The sequence below is a fragment of the Streptomyces sp. NPDC018947 genome, from assembly GCF_044390505.1.
GTDB lineage: Bacteria > Actinomycetota > Actinomycetes > Streptomycetales > Streptomycetaceae > Streptomyces.
In genome coordinates this window covers 1-22169 of the sequence record NZ_JBIRZD010000027.1, presented here as the reverse complement: position 1 = coordinate 22169, position 22169 = coordinate 1, and the positions used below count along the sequence as shown (strand labels likewise).

Sequence of the window (22169 nt, the reverse complement as noted above, 5' to 3'; positions counted from 1 at the left end):
GACCGGACGCCGAGGCCCGTCCTCTCCCCGGGGAGAGGACGGGCCTCGGCGTTTCCCGGTCGCGGCCGGCAATGGCCGCCTTCCGCCCCGGCCGGGCAGGCCCTAGGCCCGCAGCGCCTTCCCCAGCCTGCGCAGCCCCTCCGCGATCTCGTCCGGCGTCTGCGTGACGAAGCACAGCCGCAGGGTGGCGCGGTCGGGCTCACCGACGTAGAAGGGCGCGCCCGGCACGTACGCCACGTCGTACTGGACCACCTCGGGCAGCAGGGCCGTGGTGTCGTGGCCCTGCGGCAGCCGGACCCACACGAACATGCCGCCCTCGGGACGGGTCCACGCCGACCCCTCCGGGAGCGCGTCCTCCAGGCCCGCGAGCATGGCGTCCCGGCGCTCCCCGTAGGCCGCGGCGACCCGTGCGACGTGGGCGTCCAGGTCCCGGTCGGCCAGGTACCGGGCGGCGGCGAGCTGGTTGACCGTCGGGGTGTGCAGGTCGGCGGCCTGCTTGGCGACCGCGCAGGCCCGGCGCAGCGCCGCGGGCGCCCGCAGCCAGCCGAGCCGCAGCCCGGGCGCCATGACCTTGGAGAAGGAGCCCAGCAGCACGGTGCGGTCCCGGGCCCCCTCGAAGGTGGCGATCCACGGCACCCGCTCGCCCTCGAAGCGCAGCTCGCCGTACGGGTCGTCCTCGACGATCCACAGCCCGCACCGGCCCGCGATCTCGGCGAGGGCGGCGCGGCGGGCGGCGGGCACGGTGCGGCCGGTCGGGTTCTGGAAGGTGGGCACGGTGTAGAACAGCTTGGGCCGTTCGCGCACCACCAGCTCCTCCAGCGCCTCGGGGTCCGGCCCGTCCTCGTCCCCCGGCACGGCGATCACCCGGGCGCCCGCGAAGCCGAAGGCCTGGAGCGCGGCCAGGTAGCAGGGGCTCTCGACGAGGACGGCGTCGCCGGGTTCGAGCAGGGCGGTGGCGAGCAGGGACAGGGCCTGCTGCGAGCCGGTGGTGATGAGGATGTCGTCGGCGTCGGTGGCCGGCCCGCGTGCCGAGGTGCGGGCGGCGAGCGCGGCCCGCAGGGTGGGCTCGCCCTCGGTGGTGGAGTACTGGAGGGCCCGCGCGGGCGCCTCGGCGAGGACGTCCCGGTACGCGGCGGCTATGCCCTCCGCGTCGAACAGTTCGGGGGCCGGCAGCCCGCCCGCGAAGTTGATCACCTCGGGGCGGGCGGTGACGGCGAGGATGTCCCGCACGGGCGAACCGCCGACCGACGTGGCTCGCGCGGCGAGCGGCGGCAGGGCGGCGGTGTCGGCGCACACGGTCTGGTTCACGATCATGCGCGCAGCCTAGGAAAATACTTGCTGCCTACAAGCAGGTTTCCGTGATGCGGACGCGCGTCCGGGATCAGGTGCCCTCGACCCACTCCCAGGCGTCGCTGCCGAGCGGGTACGCGTAGTAGGAGGCGTCCTTGGAGGCGCTCGTGCGGAACGGCTTGCCGTGGTCGTCGACGCGCGTCGTGCCGTGCCGGTCGCCGCTCGACCACTCCAGTTCCAGGTACCAGCTCACGTCGTGGCCGCTGGTGTGCGCCTTGACGTGGAACACCTCGGGGTCGGACTCGGTGACGCTGTACGGGAAGTCCCGCTGCCCCGAGACCGGCATCGCCAGCGGGTTGCCCAGGTCGAGCGAGACGTCGAAGGACGCGGTGTTCACCTCGCCGCCGCAGCCGTTGCCCATCACGTACTGGTCCCAGTCCAGCCGCGGCTTGCTGCTCACCACGCGGACGTGCAGGTCCTTGAGGACGACGGTCTCCTCGCCGGTGCCCTGCACGGTGAGGACGACCGTCTGCCGGTTCGCGGAGACCGCGCCGTAGGCGGTGGCCCAGCCGACCGCGTCCTGCTGCGGGGGCGGGGGCAGCACGTTCTTCGGGCTGCGGTCGACCAGGAAGGCGTGATCGCAGGGGGAGTCCCAGAAGTACGGGGTGGTCGACACGGTGAGCGCGGGCCCGTCGGCGGGGGCGCGGCGGCGGTCCGGTGCGGCCTCGTCGCCGCCCGTCGCGGACGCCGACGCGGAGGCGGAGGCGGACGCGGTCACGGACGCGGAGGCCGACGGCGAGGCGGAGGCGCTCGCGCTCGGCGACGCCGGCCGGGTCGCGGTCCCGGACACCGGGGCGCCGGGCGACACCGTGGCCCCGGCAGCCCCGGCGGGGCCCCGCCGCCCGTCGTCGCCGGTGCCCGGGACGAGGTTCGCCACGAGCGCCACGGCACCGGCGATGACGACGACACCGGTCGCGGCGTACAGCGCGGTGCGGTGCCGCCGACGCCGGGGCGCGGCGGGCCGGTCCGGTGCGGACGGGGCGTCCGGCGTGAAGGAGGGAGCGGGGGCGGGCGAGGGGCCCTCGGGGGCTCGCGCAGCCCGGGAGGCATCCGCCGCCGACGCGGCCGCCGTTGCAGGCGAGTCCTCTGTCGCCGCCGAGTTACCCGCCGCCGACGCGCTGTCCGTCGCCCCTGCGTTCTCCGCAGCCGGCACTGCCTCCGCCGCCGATGGTTCCCGCGCGGCCGACGAGGCACCCGTCGCGGACGAACCCTTCGTGGCCGCCACGCCCTCCGAAGCCGGCGAGTCGGACGTACCGGTCCCGCCCCGCCCCCCGGCGGGCGTCCCGGCGGCTTCGGCGGCCTCCGCCCCCGCGGCTTCCCCCGCCACCGCGCTCTCGGCCTTCTTCACGCCCCGCAGCGCGTCCGCGCGGATCCAGCGTCGGTGGAGTTCGAGCAGTTCCTCCGGGGTCGCCCGGCACACCCGGGCGAGGCGCTCGACGGGTGCGAACTCGACCGGTACGACCTCCCCGCTGACGTACCGGTGCAGTGTCGACGCGCTCATGTGCAGCCGCTTGCCCAGCGCCCCGTAGCTGAGCCCCGACCGCTCCTTCAGCTCCCGCAGCAGTCCCGCGAAATCGTCCCCCGCCACCGTCACTCCCTCTTCCCGCATCCCCGTACCGCATCCCAGCGGGACACCGTTTCCCCAGGTCAGAGCCGCTCCCGGCGTCCCATTGTCCCGCATGTCACGGCACCTGTGGCGGCCGGGACGGCTCGGACCCCAAGCTGTGGTCATCCAAGCAGTCGCTCCCGGCGAACGGTCGAGCGGCTCACTCGACTCTCACCGAAACGGGGATCCTTCATGTCCGCACGCACCACCCGCGTCCGTCTGTTCGCCGCCGCCACGGCCGTCCTGGCCTCGCTCGCCCTGACGGCCTGTGAGGGCGGTTCGGACACGGACGCCGAGAGCGGCCCGGCCGCCTCCGCGACGGTCACGGACCGGTCCACCCCGCCCGGGGACTCCTCCGCCTCCACGGGCGGTGACAAGGCCCCGTCCGGCGCGACGGGCTCGGGCACGGACTCCCACGACTCCGCCGGTTCCCCCGGCTCCGGCGGCAAGGGCGCTTCCTCCGCCCCGGCCGACGGCGGCGAGGGCGGCACCGGCGCGCAGGGCGGGGCCGGCGGCGAGGACGACTCCCCCATGCCCGGCGAGTGCTCCGCCTCCGACGTGAGGATCACCGCGCAGAAGCTGTCCCGCCCGCTCAACCACCTGCTGCTGACCGCCACCAACACCGGCTCGGAGACCTGCGTGCTGCCCCCGTACCCGGCGGCCCGCTTCGGCGAGGCCCAGTCCGTGCCGCCGGTCGCGGAGTCCACGAAGCCGCAGGCGCTGACCGGGGTCGCCCCCGGCGAGTCCGGGTACGCCGGAGTGATGCTGTCGTCCGGTGACGGCAGCGGCGAGAACGGCTACGAGACGACCACCCTCACGATCCCCTTCGAGGACGGCTCCATCGCCAGGGTCGCCCTGCCCGCCGGAGGCGTGTACGTCGACACCGCCCTGACGGTCACCTACTGGCAGACCAGCGTGGACGCGGCCCTCGGCTTCTGAAGGGGTGCCCGCACCCCCTGCGCGAAGGGCCCCCGGGATCCGGTCAGCGCAGGGTGCGCGCGACCTCGGTGGCCCAGTAGGTCAGGATGTTGCGCGCACCGGCCCGCTTGATGCCGGTCAGCGTCTCCAGGATGGCCCGGTCGCGGTCGATCCAGCCCTTCTCGGCGGCGGCCTCGATCATCGAGTACTCGCCGGAGATCTGGTAGGCGGCGACGGGGACGTCCGAGACCTCGGCGACCTTGGCCAGGATGTCGAGGTAGGGGCCCGCCGGCTTCACCATCACCATGTCGGCGCCCTCCTCCAGGTCGAGCGCCAGCTCCCGCAGGGACTCGCGTGCGTTGGCGCCGTCCTGCTGGTAGGTCTTGCGGTCCCCCTTCAGTGAGGAGCCGACGGCCTCACGGAAGGGCCCGTAGAAGGCCGACGCGTACTTCGCCGTGTAGGCGAGGATCGCGACGTCCTCCCGGCCGATCTGGTCGAGGGCGTCGCGGACGACGCCGATCTGGCCGTCCATCATCCCGCTGGGGCCGACCACGTGGGCACCGGCGTCGGCCTGGACCTGCGCCATCTCGGCGTACCGCTCCAGCGTCGCGTCGTTGTCGACCCGGCCCTCGGCGTCGAGCACACCGCAGTGCCCGTGGTCGGTGAACTCGTCGAGGCACAGGTCGGACATGACGAGCAGTTCGTCCCCGACCTCGGCCCGCACGTCCCGCAGGGCGACCTGGAGGATCCCGTCCGGGTCGGTGCCCGCCGTCCCGGCGGCGTCCTTCTTGGCGTCCTCGGGCACGCCGAACAGCATGATCCCGGAGACCCCGGCCTCCACGGCCTCCGCGGCGGCCTTCTTCAGGCTGTCCCGCGTGTGCTGCACGACGCCGGGCATCGCCGCGATCGGCACCGGCTCGCTCACGCCCTCGCGCACGAAGGCGGGCAGGATCAGGTCGGCGGGGTGCAGCCGGGTCTCGGCGACCATCCGGCGCATGACGGGAGTGGTCCGAAGCCGCCGGGGCCGGGTGCCGGGAAAGGATCCGTACGTCGTCATGGCACCTACGCTACGCCCGCCCCCGCCGTGCCTTTGCCGACGCCGAGTCGGCCCGGGGAACCCTTGACCTCGACCAAACTTGAGCTTCTACGGTCGCCGTCATGGACTACTCGCACAGCGACGCAGAACTGATCCGCCAGCCCATCGGCTACTGGAGCTGGGCCGCCTACGACGCCGTCGTCACCCGCACCCGTGCCGCCCTCGCCGGTATCGGCACCACCCAGCCGCAGTGGTGGGTCCTCGCCCAGGTCGCCCGCGCGGACACCCCGAGGACCCGCGACGAGATCACCCGCCTCCTGAGCGGCTACCTCGCCACGGGCGACGAGACGATGGAGGCGGAGATCGACGCCACCGTCGCCGCCGGCTGGATCACCGAGCACCCCGACGGCCGCCTGACCCTCACCCCCGAGGGCAGCGCCTTCTACGAGAAGGCCGCCGCCCTCCAGGACGACCTGTGGAAGGAACGCCACGCCGGTATATCCGACGAGGAGTACCTGACCACGATGAAGGTCCTCCAGCGCTTCGTCCACAACACCGGCGGCCGCGCCTGGCACCACTGACCCCGGCCCCCGCCGGGCACGATCGGATCGTTCGTCCCGGCCCCGGCGCCCGCCACCGGGCGCCCTCGGGAGCCCGGCGCCGGACGAACGGCCCACCCCGAACGCCGGCGGGGGCGCCCCCGAAGGAGCGCCCCCGCCTCGGCTCACGTCGAGGACCGCCGTCTGCGCGCCCCCGGCCGCCGCTCGCTCGGCCGCGTCACCGGGTCGCCGGCCTCCAGGGCCGCCGCGCGGCGCCGCAGGCCGAAGTCGGCGAGCGCCTCCGCCAGCTTGTTGACGGACGGCTCGGGAGCCATCACGTCGACGCGCAGCCCGTGCTCCTCGGCGGTCTTGGCCGTCGCCGGGCCGATGCACGCGATCACCGTCACGTTGTGCGGCTTGCCCGCGATACCGACCAGGTTGCGCACCGTGGACGACGACGTGAACAGCACCGCGTCGAAACCACCGCCCTTGATCGCCTCCCGGGTCTCGGCCGGCGGCGGCGAGGCGCGCACCGTGCGGTAGGCCGTGACGTCGTCGACCTCCCAGCCCAGCTCGATCAGCCCGGCGACCAGCGTCTCCGTGGCGATGTCGGCGCGCGGCAGGAACACGCGGTCGATCGGGTCGAAGACCGGGTCGTAGGGCGGCCAGTCCTCCAGCAGGCCCGCGGCCGACTGCTCACCGCTCGGCACCAGGTCCGGCTTCACCCCGAAGGCGATGAGCGCCTTGGCGGTCTGCTCGCCCACCGCGGCGACCTTGATCCCCGCGAAGGCACGGGCGTCGAGCCCGTACTCCTCGAACTTCTCCCGGACGGCCTTCACCGCGTTGACCGACGTGAACGCGATCCACTCGTAGCGGCCCGTCACCAGGCCCTTGACCGCCCGCTCCATCTGCTGGGGCGTGCGCGGCGGCTCGACGGCGATGGTCGGCACCTCGTGCGGCACGGCCCCGTACGACCGCAACTGGTCGGAGAGCGACGCCGCCTGCTCCTTCGTGCGCGGGACGAGCACCTTCCAGCCGAACAGCGGCTTCGACTCGAACCACGACAACTGGTCGCGCCGGGCAGCGGCGGAACGCTCACCGACCACGGCTATCACGGGCCGGCCGCCGTCCGGGGACGGCAGCACCTTGGCCTGCTTCAGCGTCTGCGCCACCGTGCCGAGCGTGGCGGTCCAGGTGCGCTGCCGCGTCGTCGTACCGGCGATCGTCACCGTCAGCGGGGTGTCCGGCTTGCGGCCCGCCGACACCAGCTCACCGGCGGCAGCGGCCACCGAGTCGAGCGTCGTCGACACCACGACCGTGCCGTCGGAGGCGCCCACCTCGGTCCAGCAGCGGTCCGAGGCCGTACGGGCGTCCACGAACCGCACGTCGGTGCCCTCGGCGTCCCGCAGCGGGACACCGGCGTACGCGGGCACGCCGACCGCCGTGGCGATACCGGGGACGACCTCGAAGGGCACCCCGGCCGCGGCGCACGCGAGCATCTCCTCGGCGGCGTACGTGTCGAGCCCGGGGTCCCCAGTCACCGCACGCACGACCCGCCTGCCGCCCCGCGCGGCCTCCATGACAAGATGTGCGGCATCCCGCACAGCGGGGACACCGACGGCCTTTGACGCGCCGTCAACTACCGTTAGCTGAGGTGTGCCTGCGCCCGGATCCGACGGATCGGCGTCCGTGTGCACCTCGGCCACACCCTGCCGCGCGTGCGTCCGTACGACGTCGAGCACCTCGTGCTCGGCGACGAGGACGTCCGCGCTCGCCAGCGCCTCCACGGCGCGCAGAGTCAGCAGCCCCGGATCTCCGGGTCCGGCGCCGAGGAAGGTGACGTGCCCGTGTTCAGGACAGGCGGGAAAGGTGGTGGGGCTCACTGTGCTCGCTCCCCCATCAGACCGGCCGCGCCCTGGGCGAGCATCTCGGTGGCGAGTTCGCGACCGAGTGCCATGGCCGCCTCGTGCGTCTGGGGCACGGGACCGGTGGTGGACAGCTGCACCAGCGTCGAGCCGTCGGTCGTGCCGACGACGCCGCGCAGGCGCATTTCCTTGACAGTCTGCACGCCGGACCGGGGGTCCTCACGCTCGAGCGGAGCCGAGAGTGGGGGAAGGTCGGCCAGCGCGCCCACCGGGGCGCTGCAGCCGGCCTCCAGGGCGGCGAGCAGGGACCGCTCGGCCGTCACGGCGGCCCGCGTGAACGGGTCGTCGAGCTCGGCGAGCGCGGCGATCAGCGCGGCGTTGTCCGCTGCGCACTCGATCGCCAGTGCCCCCTGGCCGGGGGCCGGCAGAACCGCGTCGACCGACAGGAAGTCGGTCACCTCGTCGATGCGTCCGACCCGGTTGAGTCCGGCGGCGGCGAGCACGACGGCGTCGAGTTCACCGCTGCGGACGTATCCGATGCGGGTGTCGACGTTGCCCCGGATCGGGACCGTCTCGATCTCCAGCCCGTGGGCGCGGGCGTACGCGTTGAGCTGCGCCATGCGGCGCGGCGCGCCCGTACCGACGCGCGCACCGCGGGGCAGGTCGGTGAGCTTGAACGCGTCCCGGGCGACGATCACGTCCCGCGGGTCCTCGCGCACGGGGGTGGCCGCCAGGACCAGGCCCTCGTGCTCCGCGGTGGGGAGGTCCTTGAGCGAATGAACCGCGAAGTCCACCTCGCCCCGCAGCAGCGCCTCGCGCAGCGCGGCGACGAACACGCCCGTGCCGCCGATCTGCGCCAGGTGCTCCCGGGACGTGTCGCCGTACGTGGTGATCTCGACGAGCTCCACGGGCCGTCCGGTCACCTGGCTCACGGCATCCGCCACCTGCCCGGACTGGGCCATGGCGAGCTTGCTGCGCCGCGTTCCCAGCCTCAGTGCCTTCTCAGTCATGCCGGCCCTCGGTTCTTCTCAGTGCTGTTCTCGGTCCGCGAGACGGAGGCCACCGTCTCCTGGTCGAGGTCGAACAGGGTGCGCAGCGCGTCCGCGTACCCGGCGCCGCCCGGCTCGGCGGCGAGCTGCTTGACCCGTACCGTCGGGGCGTGCAGCAGCTTGTCGACCACGCGCTTGACGGTCTGGGTGATCTCGGCGCGGTGCTTGTCGTCGAGTCCCGGCAACCGTCCCTCCAGCCGCGCGATCTCACCGGCGACGACGTCGGCGGCCATGCTGCGCAGCGCGACGACGGTGGGCGTGATGCGCGCGGCCCGCTGGGCCGCCCCGAAGGCCGCGACCTCGTCGCCGACGATCCGTCGGACCTGGTCCACGTCTGCGGCCATCGGCGCGTCGGCCGAGGCTTCGGCGAGCGACTCGATGTCCACCAGGCGCACCCCGGCGAGCCGGTGCACGGCCGCGTCTATGTCGCGCGGCATGGCGAGGTCGAGCAGGAACAGGGCGGGCTGCGGGCGGTGCACGCCGGCGGCCGGCTCGGGGCGCCTGCGCTCGGGGATCCGGCCGACTCGCGTCGCCGTCACGGCGAGCGCGCTGATCAGCTCGGCGTCCGCCTCGGCGGCCGGGCGCCCGGTCTCGCGCGGCCGGTCCGCGACCGTGCCGCCCGCCGCCCAGGCCCCGTGCTGCTCCAGCGTCGCCGCGTCCATGCCGGCCACGGCGGCCTCTCCCATGACGGAGAAGCCGGACGGCACGGCGGACAGGTCGAGCGGGCAGTTCTCGTCGGCACCCGGCGCGGCCGTCCGGGCGCTCTCCGGTACGGCGGTGGCGCCGGTGTCCGCCGGGCGGTCCTCGTCGGCGGGGCCGGCGGCGGGCACGCCGGTGCGGCCCTCGACGGCCGCCGCGACGGAGTCGGCGGTCAGGACGAGCCCGGTCGCCCCGGTGCAGGAGACGGCCACGTCGGCACGTGTCAGCTCGGCCGGCACGGAGGCCATCGGCACCGCGCGGGCCACCACGCCGGTGTCGTCGCCCTCGGTCAGGATCTGCGCGAGCCGCTCGGCGCGCTCGAAGGTGCGGTTGGCGATGACGATCTCGGCGACACCCGACCGGGCCAGCGTGGCCGCGGCCAGCGAGGACATCGAACCGGCGCCGATGACCAAGGCCTTCTTGCCCCGCGCCCAGGTCTGGACGTCGGCTCCCGCGGCGAGCTGCTCCAGGCCGAAGGTGACCAGGGACTGCCCCGCGCGGTCGATGCCGGTCTCGGAGTGGGCGCGCTTGCCGACGCGCAGCGCCTGCTGGAACAGGTCGTTCAGCAGCCGTCCGGCGGTGTGCTGGTCCTGGGTGCGGGCCAGGGAGTCCTTTATCTGACCGAGGATCTGGCCCTCGCCGACCACCATCGAGTCCAGTCCGCACGCCACCGAGAACAGGTGGTGGACGGCGCGGTCCTCGTAGTGCACGTAGAGATGGGGAGTGAGCTCGTCGAGGCCGACCCCGCTGTGCTGGGCGAGCAGCGTGGACAGCTCGGCGACACCGGCGTGGAACTTGTCCACGTCGGCGTACAGCTCGATGCGGTTGCAGGTGGCCAGCACCGCGGCCTCGGCGGCCGGTTCGGCGGCGACGGTGTCCTGGAGCAGCTTGGCCTGCGCCTCCGCGCTCAGCGAGGCCCGTTCCAGGACGCTGACGGGGGCGCTGCGGTGGCTCAGTCCGACGACGAGGAGGCTCATGCCGGCATCACGGCGGGCATGTCCCCGTCGGGTCCCTGGCCGGTGGACGGCTTGCGCACGGCGGCGGGCGGCGTGGCACCGTCGGCCACGGCTTCCTCCCCCGCCTTGCGCTGCTCGTGGAAGGCGAGGATCTGCAGCTCGATGGAGAGGTCGACCTTGCGCACGTCGACGCCGTCGGGGACGTTCAGCACGGTCGGCGCGAAGTTCAGGATGGAGGTGACGCCGGCGGCCACGAGCCGGTCGCAGACCTGCTGGGCGGCACCGGCGGGGGTCGCGATCACACCGATCGAGACACCGTCGTCCTGGATGATCTTCTCCAGCTCGTCGGTGTGCTGCACGGGGATGCCGGCGACGGGCTTTCCGGCCATCTGCGGGTCGGCGTCGATCAGCGCGGCGACGCGGAAACCGCGGGACGCGAACCCGCCGTAGTTGGCGAGGGCGGCACCGAGGTTACCGATCCCCACGATCACTACCGGCCAGTCCTGGGTCAGGCCGAGTTCGCGCGAGATCTGGTAGACGAGATACTCGACGTCGTAGCCGACGCCCCGGGTCCCGTAGGAGCCGAGGTAGGAGAAGTCCTTGCGCAGCTTCGCGGAGTTGACTCCCGCCGCGGCCGCCAGCTCCTCGGAGGAGACCGTGGGCACCGAGCGCTCCGACAGTGCGGTGAGAGCTCGGAGGTACAGCGGAAGCCGGGCGACGGTGGCCTCGGGAATCCCTCGGCTGCGGGTCGCCGGTCGGTGTGTTCGGCCAGTTGCCACGGTGCTCCTGCGGGTAGAGCGGGGCTGTAGGCGGTCATACGTCCCTACATGACCGCCCCGTCGAATGCAGGCTATGTCTTTGTGAACGTGTGCACAAAGATGGTGTCCGATTTGCCCGGCCAACGTGACCGGGGTCACGCGCCCCCGGCGCACGAACGGGGAACCGGCGCGTTCGCGCACGCGTTCCTGTGCCATCGGGGGCAAAGCAGCTCACGCTCCTCACGATCAACGCCCCCGAGACCATGTCGCCATCGATCCTAAGCGACCATCCGGACTACTTGGACTGCTCGGTCAGTGCCTTGCGCAGGCGCTCCTCGTTCACACGCCAGAAGGTGTGCTGCCTGCCGTCGACCAGGACGACCGGGATCTGCTCCCAGTACTGGTCGTGCAGGGCGCGGTCCTCGGTGATGTCCTTCTCCTCCCAGGGGACGCCGAGTTCCGCACACACCTTGTCGACGACGAGCTGTGCGTCATCACACAGATGGCAGCCGGGTTTGCGGATGAGGGTGACGACATGGTTCTCGGAGTGCGCAGAAGCCTGCGGGTTCTCGGCGGTCTCGGGGGTCCCCGGCGTCTGCGGGGCCCTGCGGCGGAAGAGGGGACTCATGCCCGCCATTCTCGCAACGCCCCCGTCGCGCGGAGTTCACGGGCCGCGAACCTCTCGGGTCCGAAGCCTCCGAACAAACTGGCTATGCTCACGGACATGGCCGCTCTCGGATGGCTCACCCCCCGCAGGCGCTCCGCCACGGCGCGGAGCGTGCTGGCAGGCGAGGCCTCGGCGGAGGCCGCACGCAAGTCCGCCCGGGGCGAGGAACCGGAGTTCCCCGTCCACGGCGACGACCGGGCCGCCGCCTTCTTCGACCTCGACAACACCGTCATGCAGGGCGCCGCGCTCTTCCACTTCGGCCGGGGCCTGTACAAGCGGAAGTTCTTCGAGACCCGCGACCTCGCCCGGTTCGCCTGGCAGCAGGCGTGGTTCCGGCTCGCCGGCACCGAGGACCCGGAGCACATGCAGGACGCCCGCGACTCGGCGCTGTCGATCGTCAAGGGCCACCGCGTCTCCGAGCTGAAGTCGATCGGCGAGGAGATCTACGACGAGTACATGGCCGAGCGCATCTGGCCGGGCACCCGCGCGCTCGCCCAGGCCCACCTGGACGCGGGCCAGAAGGTCTGGCTGGTCACGGCGGCCCCGGTGGAGATCGCCCAGGTGATCGCCCGCCGCCTCGGCCTGACCGGCGCCCTCGGCACGGTCGCCGAGTCCATCGGCGGCGTCTACACGGGCAAGCTCGTCGGCGAACCGCTGCACGGCCCCGCGAAGGCCGAGGCGGTGCGCGCGCTCGCGGCCGCCGAGGGCCTGGACCTGTCCCGCTGCGCCGCCTACAGCGACTCCCACAACGACATCCCGATGCTCTCGCTGGTGGGGCACCCGTACGCGATCAACCCGGACGCCAAGCTGCGCAAGCACGCGCGCGAGCTGGACTGGCGGCTGCGCGACTACCGCACCGGCCGCAAGGCGGCGAAGGTCGGCATCCCGGCAGCGGCGGGGGTCGGCGCGGTCGCGGGCGGCACCGCGGCGGCCATCGCCCTGCACCGCCGCCGCCAATCCGTCTGACGTACCCCGGGGGACCCCCGCTCAGTCCCCCTTTCTCACATCGGGCACAACACGCACTGCAGTCACCAGGAATCCGAACGGTTCCGGTCGCCAAGCGATCAATCCAGTGCACCTGAACAGGCGTCAATCGGTTACAGAAGCGACGTAATCGATGATTTGAGCAACTGGGCGTAGCGGCACCTGTACGAAGCGTTATTCTCCTCAGACGCAATCCGGTGCCCCACCTTCGCTACGACGGGTGAATGGTTCCGTACTGCACGTGATGGAAGCTCTGCCTCTGGGAGTCCCGTGTACCCACACGTCGGGGTTGACGCCTCGGGCCTGGCTACGCTGCGCGCAACGGTCAAATCAGCCCAGGACCTGTTGCGCGCCTTCGTCCCCACCGCGTACGCCGTCCCCGCCCTCGCCGCGGCCACCACCCCCGCCGGCCCGTGCTACGCGCTGGCCGAGGGAAGCGCCGCCGTCGGCAGACGCGCGCGGTCGTCCTCGTCCGGGGCCGCCGCCACCCACCGCCGCCCCGCCGCGGACAGCGACAGCGCCCGCATGATGGACCTGGTCGAACGGGCCCAGGCCGGCGAGGCCGAGGCGTTCGGCCGGCTCTACGACCAGTACAGCGACACCGTCTACCGTTACATCTACTACCGCGTGGGCGGCAAGGCGACCGCCGAGGACCTCACCAGCGAGACCTTTCTGCGGGCCCTGCGCCGCATCGGCACCTTCACCTGGCAGGGGCGCGACTTCGGCGCCTGGCTCGTGACCATCGCCCGCAATCTCGTCGCCGACCACTTCAAGTCCAGTCGCTTCCGGCTGGAGGTCACCACCGGTGAGATGCTCGACGCCAACGAGGTCGAACGCTCCCCCGAGGACTCCGTCCTCGAGTCGCTCTCCAACGCCGCCCTGCTCGACGCCGTGCGCAGGCTCAACCCGCAGCAGCAGGAGTGCGTCACCCTCCGCTTCCTCCAGGGCCTCTCCGTCGCCGAGACCGCCCGCGTCATGGGCAAGAACGAAGGCGCCATCAAGACCCTCCAGTACCGGGCCGTCCGCACCCTCGCCCGGCTGCTGCCGGACGACGCGCGCTGAGTTCCGGGCGCTCCCGAGGCGCCACCACCCTCCGCATTCCCCAAGTCGCCACCGGTGAAAGTCTGTTGAGACAGCGGTCCGATCATCCACCGTCCGTAACCCAAGTGCCGCGCCACTCGTTGTGCGGGATGCAGGCTCCCTGTAGTCACCCCCCGCCCGACTTCGGCCACACGATCGTGTGGTTCCGGTCGGGGTGTGCAACCCTCAGGACCACCTGGGGAGTCGACCGTCATGACGAGAGGAGGTGCCGCCAGTGATCGCGAACGTATCGGCGCACCGGCGGGCGAACGCCTTCGCCCGGGCTCTGGAGGAGCAGTCCGATCCCGGGGCGGCGGCCGAGCAGTCCGAGGGACCGGCATCCGCCGGGGCCGTCGCGGAAGAGACCGAGCAGGGACGACTGCTGTCCCTCGCCGCCGGTCTCGAGTCACTGCCCCGGCCGGAACTGGATCCCGAGGTCAAGGTCGTCCAGCGGGCCCGGCTGGTGGCCGCGTTCGAGGCCATGATGCAGGAGGGCACCGCGGGCGGCGGGGCGACGGACCCTTCGGTGCCCGGGCAGCGCCGGGCCCGCGGCGCCCACCGGGCGACCCCGCTGGGGAGGTTCCGACCGCGTACCCGGCTGGCCAAGGGCCTCACCGCCGGCGGACTGAGCGTGAGTGTCGCCGCCGGAGCATTCGGCGGGGTGGCCGCTGCCAGTTCCGACGCGCTGCCCGGTGACTCGCTCTACGGCCTCAAGCGCGGCATAGAGGACTTCCGGCTCGGACTCACCGACGGAGACGACGAGCGCGGCCGGGCCTACCTCGACCTGGCCTCGACCCGGCTGAACGAGGCCCGCCGGCTGATGGAACGCGGCCGCAGCGGCCCCCTCGACCACGAGTCCCTCGGCGAGATCCGCCGCGCCCTGTCCGGCATGCGGCACGACGCCTCCGAGGGCCACCGCCTCCTCAGCGCCGTCTACGCCCGCGATCCCGACTCCCTCGGCCCCATGCAGGCGCTCTCCGCCTTCTCCCGCTCGCACCGGGACACCTGGGGCGCCCTGCGCGACCGGCTGCCCGTCCAGCTCGGCGACGTCAGCGAAGAGGTGACGTCGGTCTTCGACGCCATAGACGACGACGTGGCCCCGCTGGAGTCCCTGCTGCCCCAGCCTCAGGACCGGGACGACGACACGGGCGACGCGGGACGCCACGGCCGTTCCGGCACGGCGACCACCGACACGCCCGGCACCGGACACTCCACGGCCCCCGGCACCGGCAGCGGCGACCCGTCCGACCACGGGCGCACCGACAGCACCGGCCCGAGCGAGTCCGCCGACTCCGGAAGCGACAGCGACGGCCTGCTCGGCGGCGGCACCGGCGGCCTGTTCGAACCGCCGAAGGACAGCGGCTCCACCTCCCCGTCCCCGGGCACCACCGCACCGAGCCCGGAGCCGGACGTCACCCTCCCGCCCCTCCTCCCGGGGCTCCTGCCCGGCCTGGGCATCCACGGCGAGGACGCGGAGTGACACGACGGTGGGGTGACCCCGGGGCCGGGGTCACCCCACCGTCGTCCCCCCACCGCACGATCAGAAGAACACCGACCGCCGCTGCACCAGCAGCTTGTAGAGCGTGTGCTGGATCTGCTCCCTGACCTGGTCGGTCAGATTGAACATCAGCATCGGGTCCTCCGCCGCCTCCGGCGGATGTCCGTCCGTCGGGATCGGCTCACCGAACTGGATCGTCCACTTCGTCGGCAACGGCACCGCACCCAGCGGACCGAGCCACGGAAACGTCGGCGTCAGCGGGAAGTACGGGAAGCCCAGCAGCCGCGCGAGCGTCTTGGCGTTCCCGATCATCGGATAGATCTCCTCCGCCCCGACGATCGAGCAGGGAATGATCGGCACGCCCTGCCGCAGGGCCGTCGACACGAACCCGCCCCGCCCGAAGCGCTGCAGCTTGTAGCGCTCGCTGAACGGCTTGCCGATGCCCTTGAACCCCTCCGGCATCACCCCGACCAGCTCACCCTGGGAGAGCAGCCGCTCCGCGTCCTCCGAGCAGGCCAGCGTGTGGCCGAGCTTGCGGGCCAGCTCGTTGACCACGGGCAGCACGAACACCAGGTCCGCCGCCAGCAGCCGCAGATGCCGGTCCGCGGGATGGTGGTCGTGCACGGCGACCTGCATCATCAGGCCGTCCAGCGGCAGCGTCCCGGAATGGTTGGCGACGATCAGCGCGCCCCCTTCCGCCGGGATGTTCTCCACGCCCTTCACCTCGACCCGGAAGTACTTCTCGTACAGCGGGCGCAGGAGCGACATCAGCACCTGGTCGGTGAGTTCGGCGTCGTAGCCGAAGTCGTCGACCTCGTAGTCACCGGTCAGGCGGCGCCGCAGAAAGGCCAGACCGCCCGCGATACGCCGCTCCAGGCCCCCGTACGCCTCCCCGGCCTGCCCTGCCGCCCCGCCGGCCGCGGGCGGCTCCTCGTCCTGCGGGGCCCCGTGGACGGGCAGCGGCCGCACCTCCCGCACCGGCACGGGTTCCGCCGCGCCGCCCTTGCGCCGGCCGCCTCCCCCGCGGCGCCCGGCCGGGCGCTGCCCCGTGCTCCCGCCGCTGCCCCGGGACCGGTCGTCGTCGAACGGAATGACCTTGGCGTCCGCCATCGTTGTTGCGCTCCTCAGTTGGCGCTCTGCTTCGGGAGGTGGCCGCTGCCCCGCCGCGACAGCTCCGCGAGCCGGTCGACGGCTCCCGCGAGGGCCTCCGGCGGCAGCAGCCCGGGGCCGCGGCCCTGCGCGAAGTCCGCGAACGTCCCGGCCGTCGTGTACGTCGGCCGGAATCCCAGGGTCTCGCGCATCTGCGTGGTGTCCACGACCCGTCCGTGGGTGAGCAGCCGGATCTGCTCGGGGGAGAAGTCCGTCATCCCCAGCGTACGCACGAGCGACCCCGCCCAGGTGACCGCCGGCAGCAGCAGCGGCACCGTCGGGCGCCCCAGCCGGCGCGAGCACTGGGAGAGCAGCAGGACGCCGTCGCCGGCGATGTTGAAGGTCCCGCTGTTCAGGGTGCCGCGGCGCGGCTCGCGCGAGGCGATCCGCAGCACCTCGACCACGTCGTCCTCGTGCACGAACTGGAGCCGCGGGTCGTAGCCGAACACGGTCGGCAGCACCGGCAGCCCGAAGTACGACGCGAGCGGCGTGTCCGCGCTCCGGCCCAGGATGTTGGCGAACCGCAGCACGCACACCGCCACGTCCGGCCGCCGGCGCGCGAAGCCCCGCACATAGCCCTCGACCTCCACGGCGTCCTTGGCGAAACCGCCGCTGGGCAGCGACTTGGGCGTCGTGGTCTCGGTGCAGACGGCCGGGTCGCGGGGCGCGGAACCGTAGACGTTGGTACTGGACTTGACCACGAGCCGCTTCACGGCCGGCGACTTCTGGCAGGCCCCGAGGAGCTGCATGGTGCCGATGACGTTGGTCTCCTTGACCGACGTGCGGCTGCCGCCGCCCAGCGGCATGCCCGTGACGTCCATGTGGACGACCGTGTCGGCACCCGTCTCGGCCAGCACCCGCCCGATCGCGGACTGCCGGATGTCGGCCTGGACGAACTCGGCACCGCCCAGATGATGCTCGGGAGTGACGGCGTCCACGCCGACGACCCGTTCCACGTCGGGGTCCCGCTGGATCCGCCGCACGAACCGGCCCCCGAGCTGGCGGGCCACCCCGGTCACGAGCACGACCTTTCCCAAGATCAGCGCCTTCCTTCCGCCCTGTGCCGGCCCGGCACGGCCCTCGTCCACCTGCCCGTACCCTGCCGCGTTCCCCGTCCGCGGGCCAACTTAGCCGCTCGGTGTTGCGCCGGGACGACCGCCGGATGCAGCACGCCGGGTCCTCGCCGGAAGACGACTGTGGCCCCCCACCGGAAACGGTGGGGGGCCACAGGACACGCTGACGGCGCAGCGTCGCCTACTTCTTGTTGCGACGCTGAACGCGCGTGCGCTTGAGCAGCTTGCGGTGCTTCTTCTTGGCCATCCGCTTGCGCCGCTTCTTGATAACAGAGCCCACGACTACCCTCGCTCACTTCTCATCACTCGGTTGTTGGGCGCCATGGGCCCACACGACCTACGAGGGGCTAGCCTACCCGCCCGAGCGCTGAGGTCGTAATCGAGGTGGCCGGGGTGCTCTCAGGCCGTTTCCACCCCCACGTAGCTCTCGCGGAGGTACTCGTGAACCGCTTGCTCCGGGACGCGGAACGACCGTCCAACCCGGATCGCGGGCAGATGACCGCTGTGCACCAGCCGGTACACGGTCATCTTGGACACGCGCATCACCGAGGCGACTTCCGCCACGGTAAGGAACCGAACCTCGTTCAGAGGCCTTTCGCCAGTTGCAGCCATGACACACCTGAACCTTCCGCACTCGACGGCCACCGGCTTCCCCTTCCGGTGACTCTTCGTCGCTGCGTGCTCACTCCCCAATGTAGGTGCGGATGATGCGAATGGGGAAGAGGTGCATCCATCGGCGTCCTACTGGGACAGACGTGCCCGATTGAGTACGTAGCGGGTGAGCGGCCGGTAGTGCTCGGGCCGCACACCGTCATCAAGTGGAACGGCGACGGACACGGACCCCTCCGCCTCTCCCACGAAGAGCGCCGGATCGTTCGTATCGCCCGGCCCGATGGCCTCGAACCCGAGCTGACCTGCTCCGCAGACCCACCCGTGGTCCCCGATCACCAGCTCGGGGAGCGGCCCGCCCGCCTCGGCCGCCGCGGCCAGCGCGGTCCGAACCGGGAGCGGCGAGTGCGTGTGCGCGCCGGGCTCACCACCGGGGCGTCCGGAGTCGGCATCCCGCACCAACGCGACTTTCCGGACGTAGTCGAGGCGGTACGTACGTAGACCGAACCGGGTCGTCATGTCGACACGGCGACCCTGCGCCGGGGTGAGGACAGCACATCCCGCCGCCGACAGGGCGTCGGCCAGGGCGACGTAGAAACCGAGCAGCCGGTGCGGGTGCCCGGTACCCAGGAGGACGGGCCCGCGACGTTCCGCGACCGCGGCGAGGCGCTCGGCGAAGGCGTCCAGGGCGGCCAGCGTCCGCTCGGGGTCGATCACATCATGGCCCGAAGTGTGCCGAGGATCGGCCGAAACACCGCACCTGGCCGCCATCAGCCGCAGCAAGTCCCGCTGTCCCCAAGCCCCTTGTGGATCGATCCCGATCAGCACCCGCGGATCGCGGGCGGCGAACAACCGGTAACTCCGCAGACTCGCCTCCCGCGAGGTCGCCACGACCCCGGCGAGACCGGCATCCAGAAGATGAGCCCGAAGACCCCCACGCCCCGACACATCCCGAATACTCCCAGAAACCCACCCCAAGCACAGCGAAACCCCCGAAACAGAGCTGCGGACCATCACGCCCCGGGCCGGCCCGGGTGGGCGCAGCGGCACCCCGCGACGCCGGGCAACGCGACCCACCCCACGCGCCGGCTCACACGTTCGCCCACCAGGCAATCCCCCGGACCACCGCACCCCGCGCCCCCGCCGGAGGCACCCCTCAGGGCAACAATCCCCGCAACGGAAACACCGCCCGCCGAGCAGCCACCACCGCCTGATCCAACCGATCCGCGGGGTCGTACCCCGCCTCCCAGGCCGCCCACGACACCGGCCACCGCCCATCGGTCATCCGCACGGGCCCGAGCTGCCGCGTCCGCGCGTACACCTCCTGCCGCCACCCCTCGGGAATCACCGTCTCCGGCTCCACGGGCCGCCCCGCCGCGATCCCCACGAGATGCGTCCACGACCGCGGCACCACCTCGACCACCGCGTATCCGCCCCCGCCCAGCGCCACCCAACGCCCCTCGGCGTACTCGTGCGCCAGGTCGTGGCACGCCTGCTGCACCGCCCGCTGCGCGTCCAGCGACACCGCCAGATGCGCGAGCGGATCCTCGAAGTGCGTATCGGCCCCGTGCTGCGTCACCAGCACCTCGGGCCGGAAGTCCGCGATCAGCTCCGGCACCACCGCGTGGAACGCCCGTACCCACCCCGCGTCCCCGGTCCCCGCCGGCAGCGCCACGTTCACGGCCGACCCCTCCGCGTTGTCGGCACCGGTCTCCTGCGGCCACCCCGTCTGCGGGAACAGGGTCCGCGGGTGCTCGTGCAGCGAGATCGTCAGGACCCGCGGATCCTCCCAGAACGCCGCCTGCACCCCGTCGCCGTGATGCACGTCCACGTCCACGTACGCGACGCGCTCGGCCCCCAGCTCCAGCAGCCGGGCGATCGCCAGCGCCGCGTCGTTGTAGACGCAGAACCCCGAGGCCGCCCCCGGCATGGCGTGGTGCAGCCCGCCGGCGAAGTTCACCGCGTGCAGCGCGTCCCCCCGCCACACGGCCTCCGCCGCCCCCACCGACTGCCCGGCGATCAGCGCCGACACCTCGTGCATCCCCGCGAAGGCCGGATCGTCGACCGTCCCCAGCCCGTACGACACGTCCGCCGCGGCGGGGTCCTCGGATGCGGCCTTCACGGCGTCGATGTAGTCCTCACGGTGGACGAGCCGCAGCGTCGACTCCCCGGCCGCCTTCGCCGCGACGACGTCCACCTCGCGGTCGAGCCCCAGGGCGCCGACCAGGCCCCGCGTCAGGGCGAGTCGGACCGGATCCATCGGATGGTCCGGGCCGAAGTCATAGCCCGTTACTGCCTCGTCCCACATCAGTCGTGCGCGGCCGCTCATGCCCGCCACCGTATCGGTCCGCTCGAGCCTCGAACGACCTGGCGTACACCAGCGTCACCAGCACCAACACCATCGGCACAAGCATCGCCCCGCGGTAGCTCCAGGCCTCCCCGAGCGCCCCCACCAGCGGCGAACCGATCAGGAACCCGACGTAGTTGAAGACGTTGAGCCGCGCGATCGCCGCGTCGGACGCCCCGGGGAACAGCCGCCCCGCCGCCGCGAACGTCTGGGGCACCAGCACGCACAACCCCAGTCCCAGCAAGGTGAACCCGAGCATGCCCGCCCACGCGCCCGGCGCCGCGGCCACCACCGCGAACCCGCCCGCCGCGACGACGGCACCGCCCCGCACCACCGCCACGGCCCCGAGCCGCCGCACCCCGAAGTCCCCGACGGTCCGCCCCACCAGCGTCGTCACCATGTAGACGTTGTACGGAACGGTCGCGAGCTGCTCGGAACTGCCCAGCACGTCCTGGAGGTACTTGGCACTCCAGTTGGAGACGGTCGAGTCCCCGATGTACGCGAACGTCATCACCAGGCACAGCGGCAGCAGCATCGTGAAGCCGACACCCGCGTCCCGCCTCTCCGGCGCCGCCCCGACGGTCTGTTCGGCCCCTGCCCCCCTGCCGTCGACGTACCACCGGCTCCCCACGAGCGCGGCCGGCAACAGCACCGCCACCACCGGGAGATACGACACCCACAGCGCCAGGTCCCCGTGGGCTCCCAGCCACGCCAGCGAGGCACCCAGGATCCCGCCCAGGCTGTAGGCCGCGTGGAAGCCGAGCATGATGCTGCGCCCGTAGGCCCGTTGAAGGCTCACCCCGAGCATGTTCATCGAGGCGTCCAGCGCCCCCACCGACAGCCCGAACGCCGCAAGTGCCACGGCCAGCACCGCCATCCGGTCCCCCGCGCCGACGCCGAGCAGCGACAGCAGCACCACGGGCTGGGACCAGCGCAGTACTCGGCTGGGCCGCACACTCCGCACCAGCCGCTCCGTCACCACGCTGCCGACGCCGGCGAGGACCGGCACCGCGGCGAGGAAGACCGGCAGGAGCGCGTCGGTGACGCCGTACCGGTCCTGGATGGCGGGGATGCGCGTCACGAGCAGAGCGAAGGCGACGCCCTGCGCGAAGAAGCTGAACGCCAAGGAGCCCCTGCCGCGCCGCAGCACTTCAGTCATGGCGGCGAGCGTAGGGCTCCGGCCTACCGGTGGGTAGACACAGGGGAAGATGAATTCTTCTCAGCTTCCGGAGCCCGTACGGAGCAGATCGGCCAGCTCCCCCATGTCGTCGAAGAGCCGTGTGGCGCCGGCGAGCTTCGCGGGGGGAGTCATCCTGGTGAACCCGTAGACGTCCATCCCGGCCGCGACGGCAGCCTGCACGCCGAGCGCGCTGTCCTCGATGACCACGCATTTCTCCGGTCGGACGCCCATGCGTTCGGCCGCGTGCAGGAAGAGATCCGGCGCGGGCTTGCCCCGGCCGACGTCCTCGGAGCTGAAGATCCGCGCGTCGTCGAACCACGGGTCGAGCCCGGTCGTCCGGTGTCCCACCCGTATCCGCTCATGGCTTCCGGACGACGCCACGCAGTACCGCACTCCGTCCGCGGTGAGCTTCTCCAGTACGTCGACGGCGCCGGGGACGGGCTCGAGGTCGCGCCGGAAGGCCGCGAAGACCCTCTCGTGGAAGACGTCGTCGAAGTCCTCCGGCAGCCGCCGGCCGGTCCGCTCCCGCACCAGGTCGTGCACCCGGTGCATCGCGGCCCCCATGTAGTCGCGCAGCGATTCGTCGTACGACGTCGGGTGCCCGAGCTCGGTCAGATAGGCGGCCAGGAGCCGGTTGGAGATCGGCTCGCTGTCGACGAGGACACCGTCATTGTCGAAGACGACCAGTTCATAGCGCATACAGCGACCCTAAACGCAGAAAACCCCCGCATCTTCCGATGCGGGGGTTTTCCCTCAATATTTGTTCGGCGGCGTCCTACTCTCCCACAGGGTCCCCCCTGCAGTAC

21 protein-coding genes are annotated in these 22169 nt (G+C 72.5%); 5 read left to right on the top strand and 16 right to left on the bottom strand.

The window, feature by feature from the left end; genetic code table 11:
- Window positions 1-102: 102 nt before the first annotated feature.
- Both ACH499_RS33790 and ACH499_RS33785 read right to left on the bottom strand, forming a co-directional pair.
- The gene (locus ACH499_RS33790; RefSeq protein ID WP_399020814.1) at window positions 103-1314 is read right to left on the bottom strand and encodes a PLP-dependent aminotransferase family protein; all 1212 of its coding nucleotides are present in this window, start codon (window positions 1312-1314) and stop codon (window positions 103-105) included.
- A 67-nt stretch (window positions 1315-1381) separates the two neighbouring features.
- On the bottom strand, window positions 1382-2938 hold the full coding sequence (locus ACH499_RS33785; RefSeq protein WP_399020812.1) for a helix-turn-helix domain-containing protein: 1557 nt from the start codon (window positions 2936-2938) through the stop codon (window positions 1382-1384).
- Between the two features lie 210 nt (window positions 2939-3148).
- On the opposite strand from ACH499_RS33785, the gene ACH499_RS33780 reads away from it, so the two are divergent.
- Window positions 3149-3895: a DUF4232 domain-containing protein gene (locus ACH499_RS33780; RefSeq protein ID WP_399020810.1), complete on the top strand. Its 747-nt coding sequence runs from the start codon at window positions 3149-3151 to the stop codon at window positions 3893-3895.
- Window positions 3896-3938: 43 nt separating this feature from the next.
- Here the strand turns inward: ACH499_RS33780 and hemB are convergent, their stop codons facing one another.
- On the bottom strand, window positions 3939-4931 hold the full coding sequence (gene hemB / locus ACH499_RS33775) for a porphobilinogen synthase (RefSeq protein ID WP_356206916.1): 993 nt from the start codon (window positions 4929-4931) through the stop codon (window positions 3939-3941).
- A gap of 101 nt (window positions 4932-5032) precedes the next feature.
- Here hemB and ACH499_RS33770 point away from each other — a divergent pair, with 101 nt between their 5' ends.
- Entirely contained in the window at window positions 5033-5491 is a 459-nt protein-coding gene (locus tag ACH499_RS33770; RefSeq protein ID WP_356206919.1) for a MarR family winged helix-turn-helix transcriptional regulator, read from the top strand.
- A gap of 143 nt (window positions 5492-5634) precedes the next feature.
- Here the strand turns inward: ACH499_RS33770 and ACH499_RS33765 are convergent, their stop codons facing one another.
- From ACH499_RS33765 to ACH499_RS33745, 5 genes are all read right to left on the bottom strand, one after another.
- Window positions 5635-7332 (bottom strand): bifunctional uroporphyrinogen-III C-methyltransferase/uroporphyrinogen-III synthase, encoded by a 1698-nt coding sequence (locus ACH499_RS33765; protein WP_356206922.1) that lies wholly within the window; start codon window positions 7330-7332, stop codon window positions 5635-5637.
- Window positions 7329-8324 carry a hydroxymethylbilane synthase gene (gene hemC, locus ACH499_RS33760; protein WP_399020807.1) on the bottom strand — a complete coding sequence of 332 codons (996 nt, stop codon included), beginning with the start codon at window positions 8322-8324 and terminating at the stop codon, window positions 7329-7331. Before hemC ends, ACH499_RS33765 begins: the two co-directional genes overlap by 4 nt.
- Window positions 8321-10039 (bottom strand): glutamyl-tRNA reductase, encoded by a 1719-nt coding sequence (locus ACH499_RS33755; RefSeq protein WP_399020805.1) that lies wholly within the window; start codon window positions 10037-10039, stop codon window positions 8321-8323. The genes hemC and ACH499_RS33755 overlap by 4 nt, the downstream gene beginning before the upstream one ends.
- Window positions 10036-10797 (bottom strand): redox-sensing transcriptional repressor Rex, encoded by a 762-nt coding sequence (locus ACH499_RS33750; RefSeq protein WP_356206930.1) that lies wholly within the window; start codon window positions 10795-10797, stop codon window positions 10036-10038. The genes ACH499_RS33755 and ACH499_RS33750 overlap by 4 nt, the downstream gene beginning before the upstream one ends.
- A 274-nt stretch (window positions 10798-11071) precedes the next feature.
- Window positions 11072-11413 (bottom strand): glutaredoxin family protein, encoded by a 342-nt coding sequence (locus ACH499_RS33745; RefSeq protein ID WP_399020804.1) that lies wholly within the window; start codon window positions 11411-11413, stop codon window positions 11072-11074.
- Window positions 11414-11500: 87 nt separating this feature from the next.
- Between ACH499_RS33745 and ACH499_RS33740 the strand changes: the two genes are divergently transcribed.
- From ACH499_RS33740 to ACH499_RS33730, 3 genes are all read left to right on the top strand, one after another.
- Window positions 11501-12409 (top strand): HAD-IB family hydrolase, encoded by a 909-nt coding sequence (locus ACH499_RS33740; RefSeq protein WP_356206936.1) that lies wholly within the window; start codon window positions 11501-11503, stop codon window positions 12407-12409.
- Window positions 12410-12697: 288 nt separating this feature from the next.
- Window positions 12698-13489, top strand: coding sequence for an ECF subfamily RNA polymerase sigma factor, BldN family (locus tag ACH499_RS33735; protein ID WP_356206938.1), 792 nt, complete (start codon window positions 12698-12700; stop codon window positions 13487-13489).
- A 253-nt stretch (window positions 13490-13742) separates the two neighbouring features.
- Complete coding sequence (locus ACH499_RS33730) at window positions 13743-14987, top strand: DUF5667 domain-containing protein (RefSeq protein WP_399020801.1); 1245 nt, start codon at window positions 13743-13745, stop codon at window positions 14985-14987.
- A gap of 60 nt (window positions 14988-15047) precedes the next feature.
- On the opposite strand, the gene ACH499_RS33725 is transcribed toward ACH499_RS33730, so the two are convergent.
- The 8 genes from ACH499_RS33725 to ACH499_RS33690 form a co-directional block, all read right to left on the bottom strand.
- Window positions 15048-16115, bottom strand: coding sequence for a lysophospholipid acyltransferase family protein (locus ACH499_RS33725; protein ID WP_399020799.1), 1068 nt, complete (start codon window positions 16113-16115; stop codon window positions 15048-15050).
- Between the two features lie 14 nt (window positions 16116-16129).
- Window positions 16130-17191, bottom strand: coding sequence for an NAD-dependent epimerase/dehydratase family protein (locus ACH499_RS33720; RefSeq protein ID WP_356206946.1), 1062 nt, complete (start codon window positions 17189-17191; stop codon window positions 16130-16132).
- Window positions 17192-17408: 217 nt separating this feature from the next.
- Window positions 17409-17507, bottom strand: a complete 99-nt coding sequence (locus ACH499_RS33715; protein ID WP_003948845.1) for a 30S ribosomal protein bS22 — start codon at window positions 17505-17507, stop codon at window positions 17409-17411.
- Between the two features lie 119 nt (window positions 17508-17626).
- On the bottom strand, window positions 17627-17839 hold the full coding sequence (locus tag ACH499_RS33710) for a helix-turn-helix domain-containing protein (protein ID WP_356206949.1): 213 nt from the start codon (window positions 17837-17839) through the stop codon (window positions 17627-17629).
- A gap of 129 nt (window positions 17840-17968) precedes the next feature.
- Window positions 17969-18784, bottom strand: coding sequence for a phosphatase (locus ACH499_RS33705; protein WP_399020796.1), 816 nt, complete (start codon window positions 18782-18784; stop codon window positions 17969-17971).
- A 208-nt stretch (window positions 18785-18992) separates the two neighbouring features.
- Window positions 18993-20165, bottom strand: a complete 1173-nt coding sequence (locus tag ACH499_RS33700; RefSeq protein ID WP_399020794.1) for an acetoin utilization protein AcuC — start codon at window positions 20163-20165, stop codon at window positions 18993-18995.
- Window positions 20116-21342, bottom strand: coding sequence for an MFS transporter (locus tag ACH499_RS33695; RefSeq protein ID WP_399020792.1), 1227 nt, complete (start codon window positions 21340-21342; stop codon window positions 20116-20118). Before ACH499_RS33695 ends, ACH499_RS33700 begins: the two co-directional genes overlap by 50 nt.
- Before the next feature lie 60 nt (window positions 21343-21402).
- Window positions 21403-22062, bottom strand: a complete 660-nt coding sequence (locus ACH499_RS33690) for an HAD family hydrolase (RefSeq protein ID WP_399020790.1) — start codon at window positions 22060-22062, stop codon at window positions 21403-21405.
- Window positions 22063-22169 lie beyond the last annotated feature (107 nt).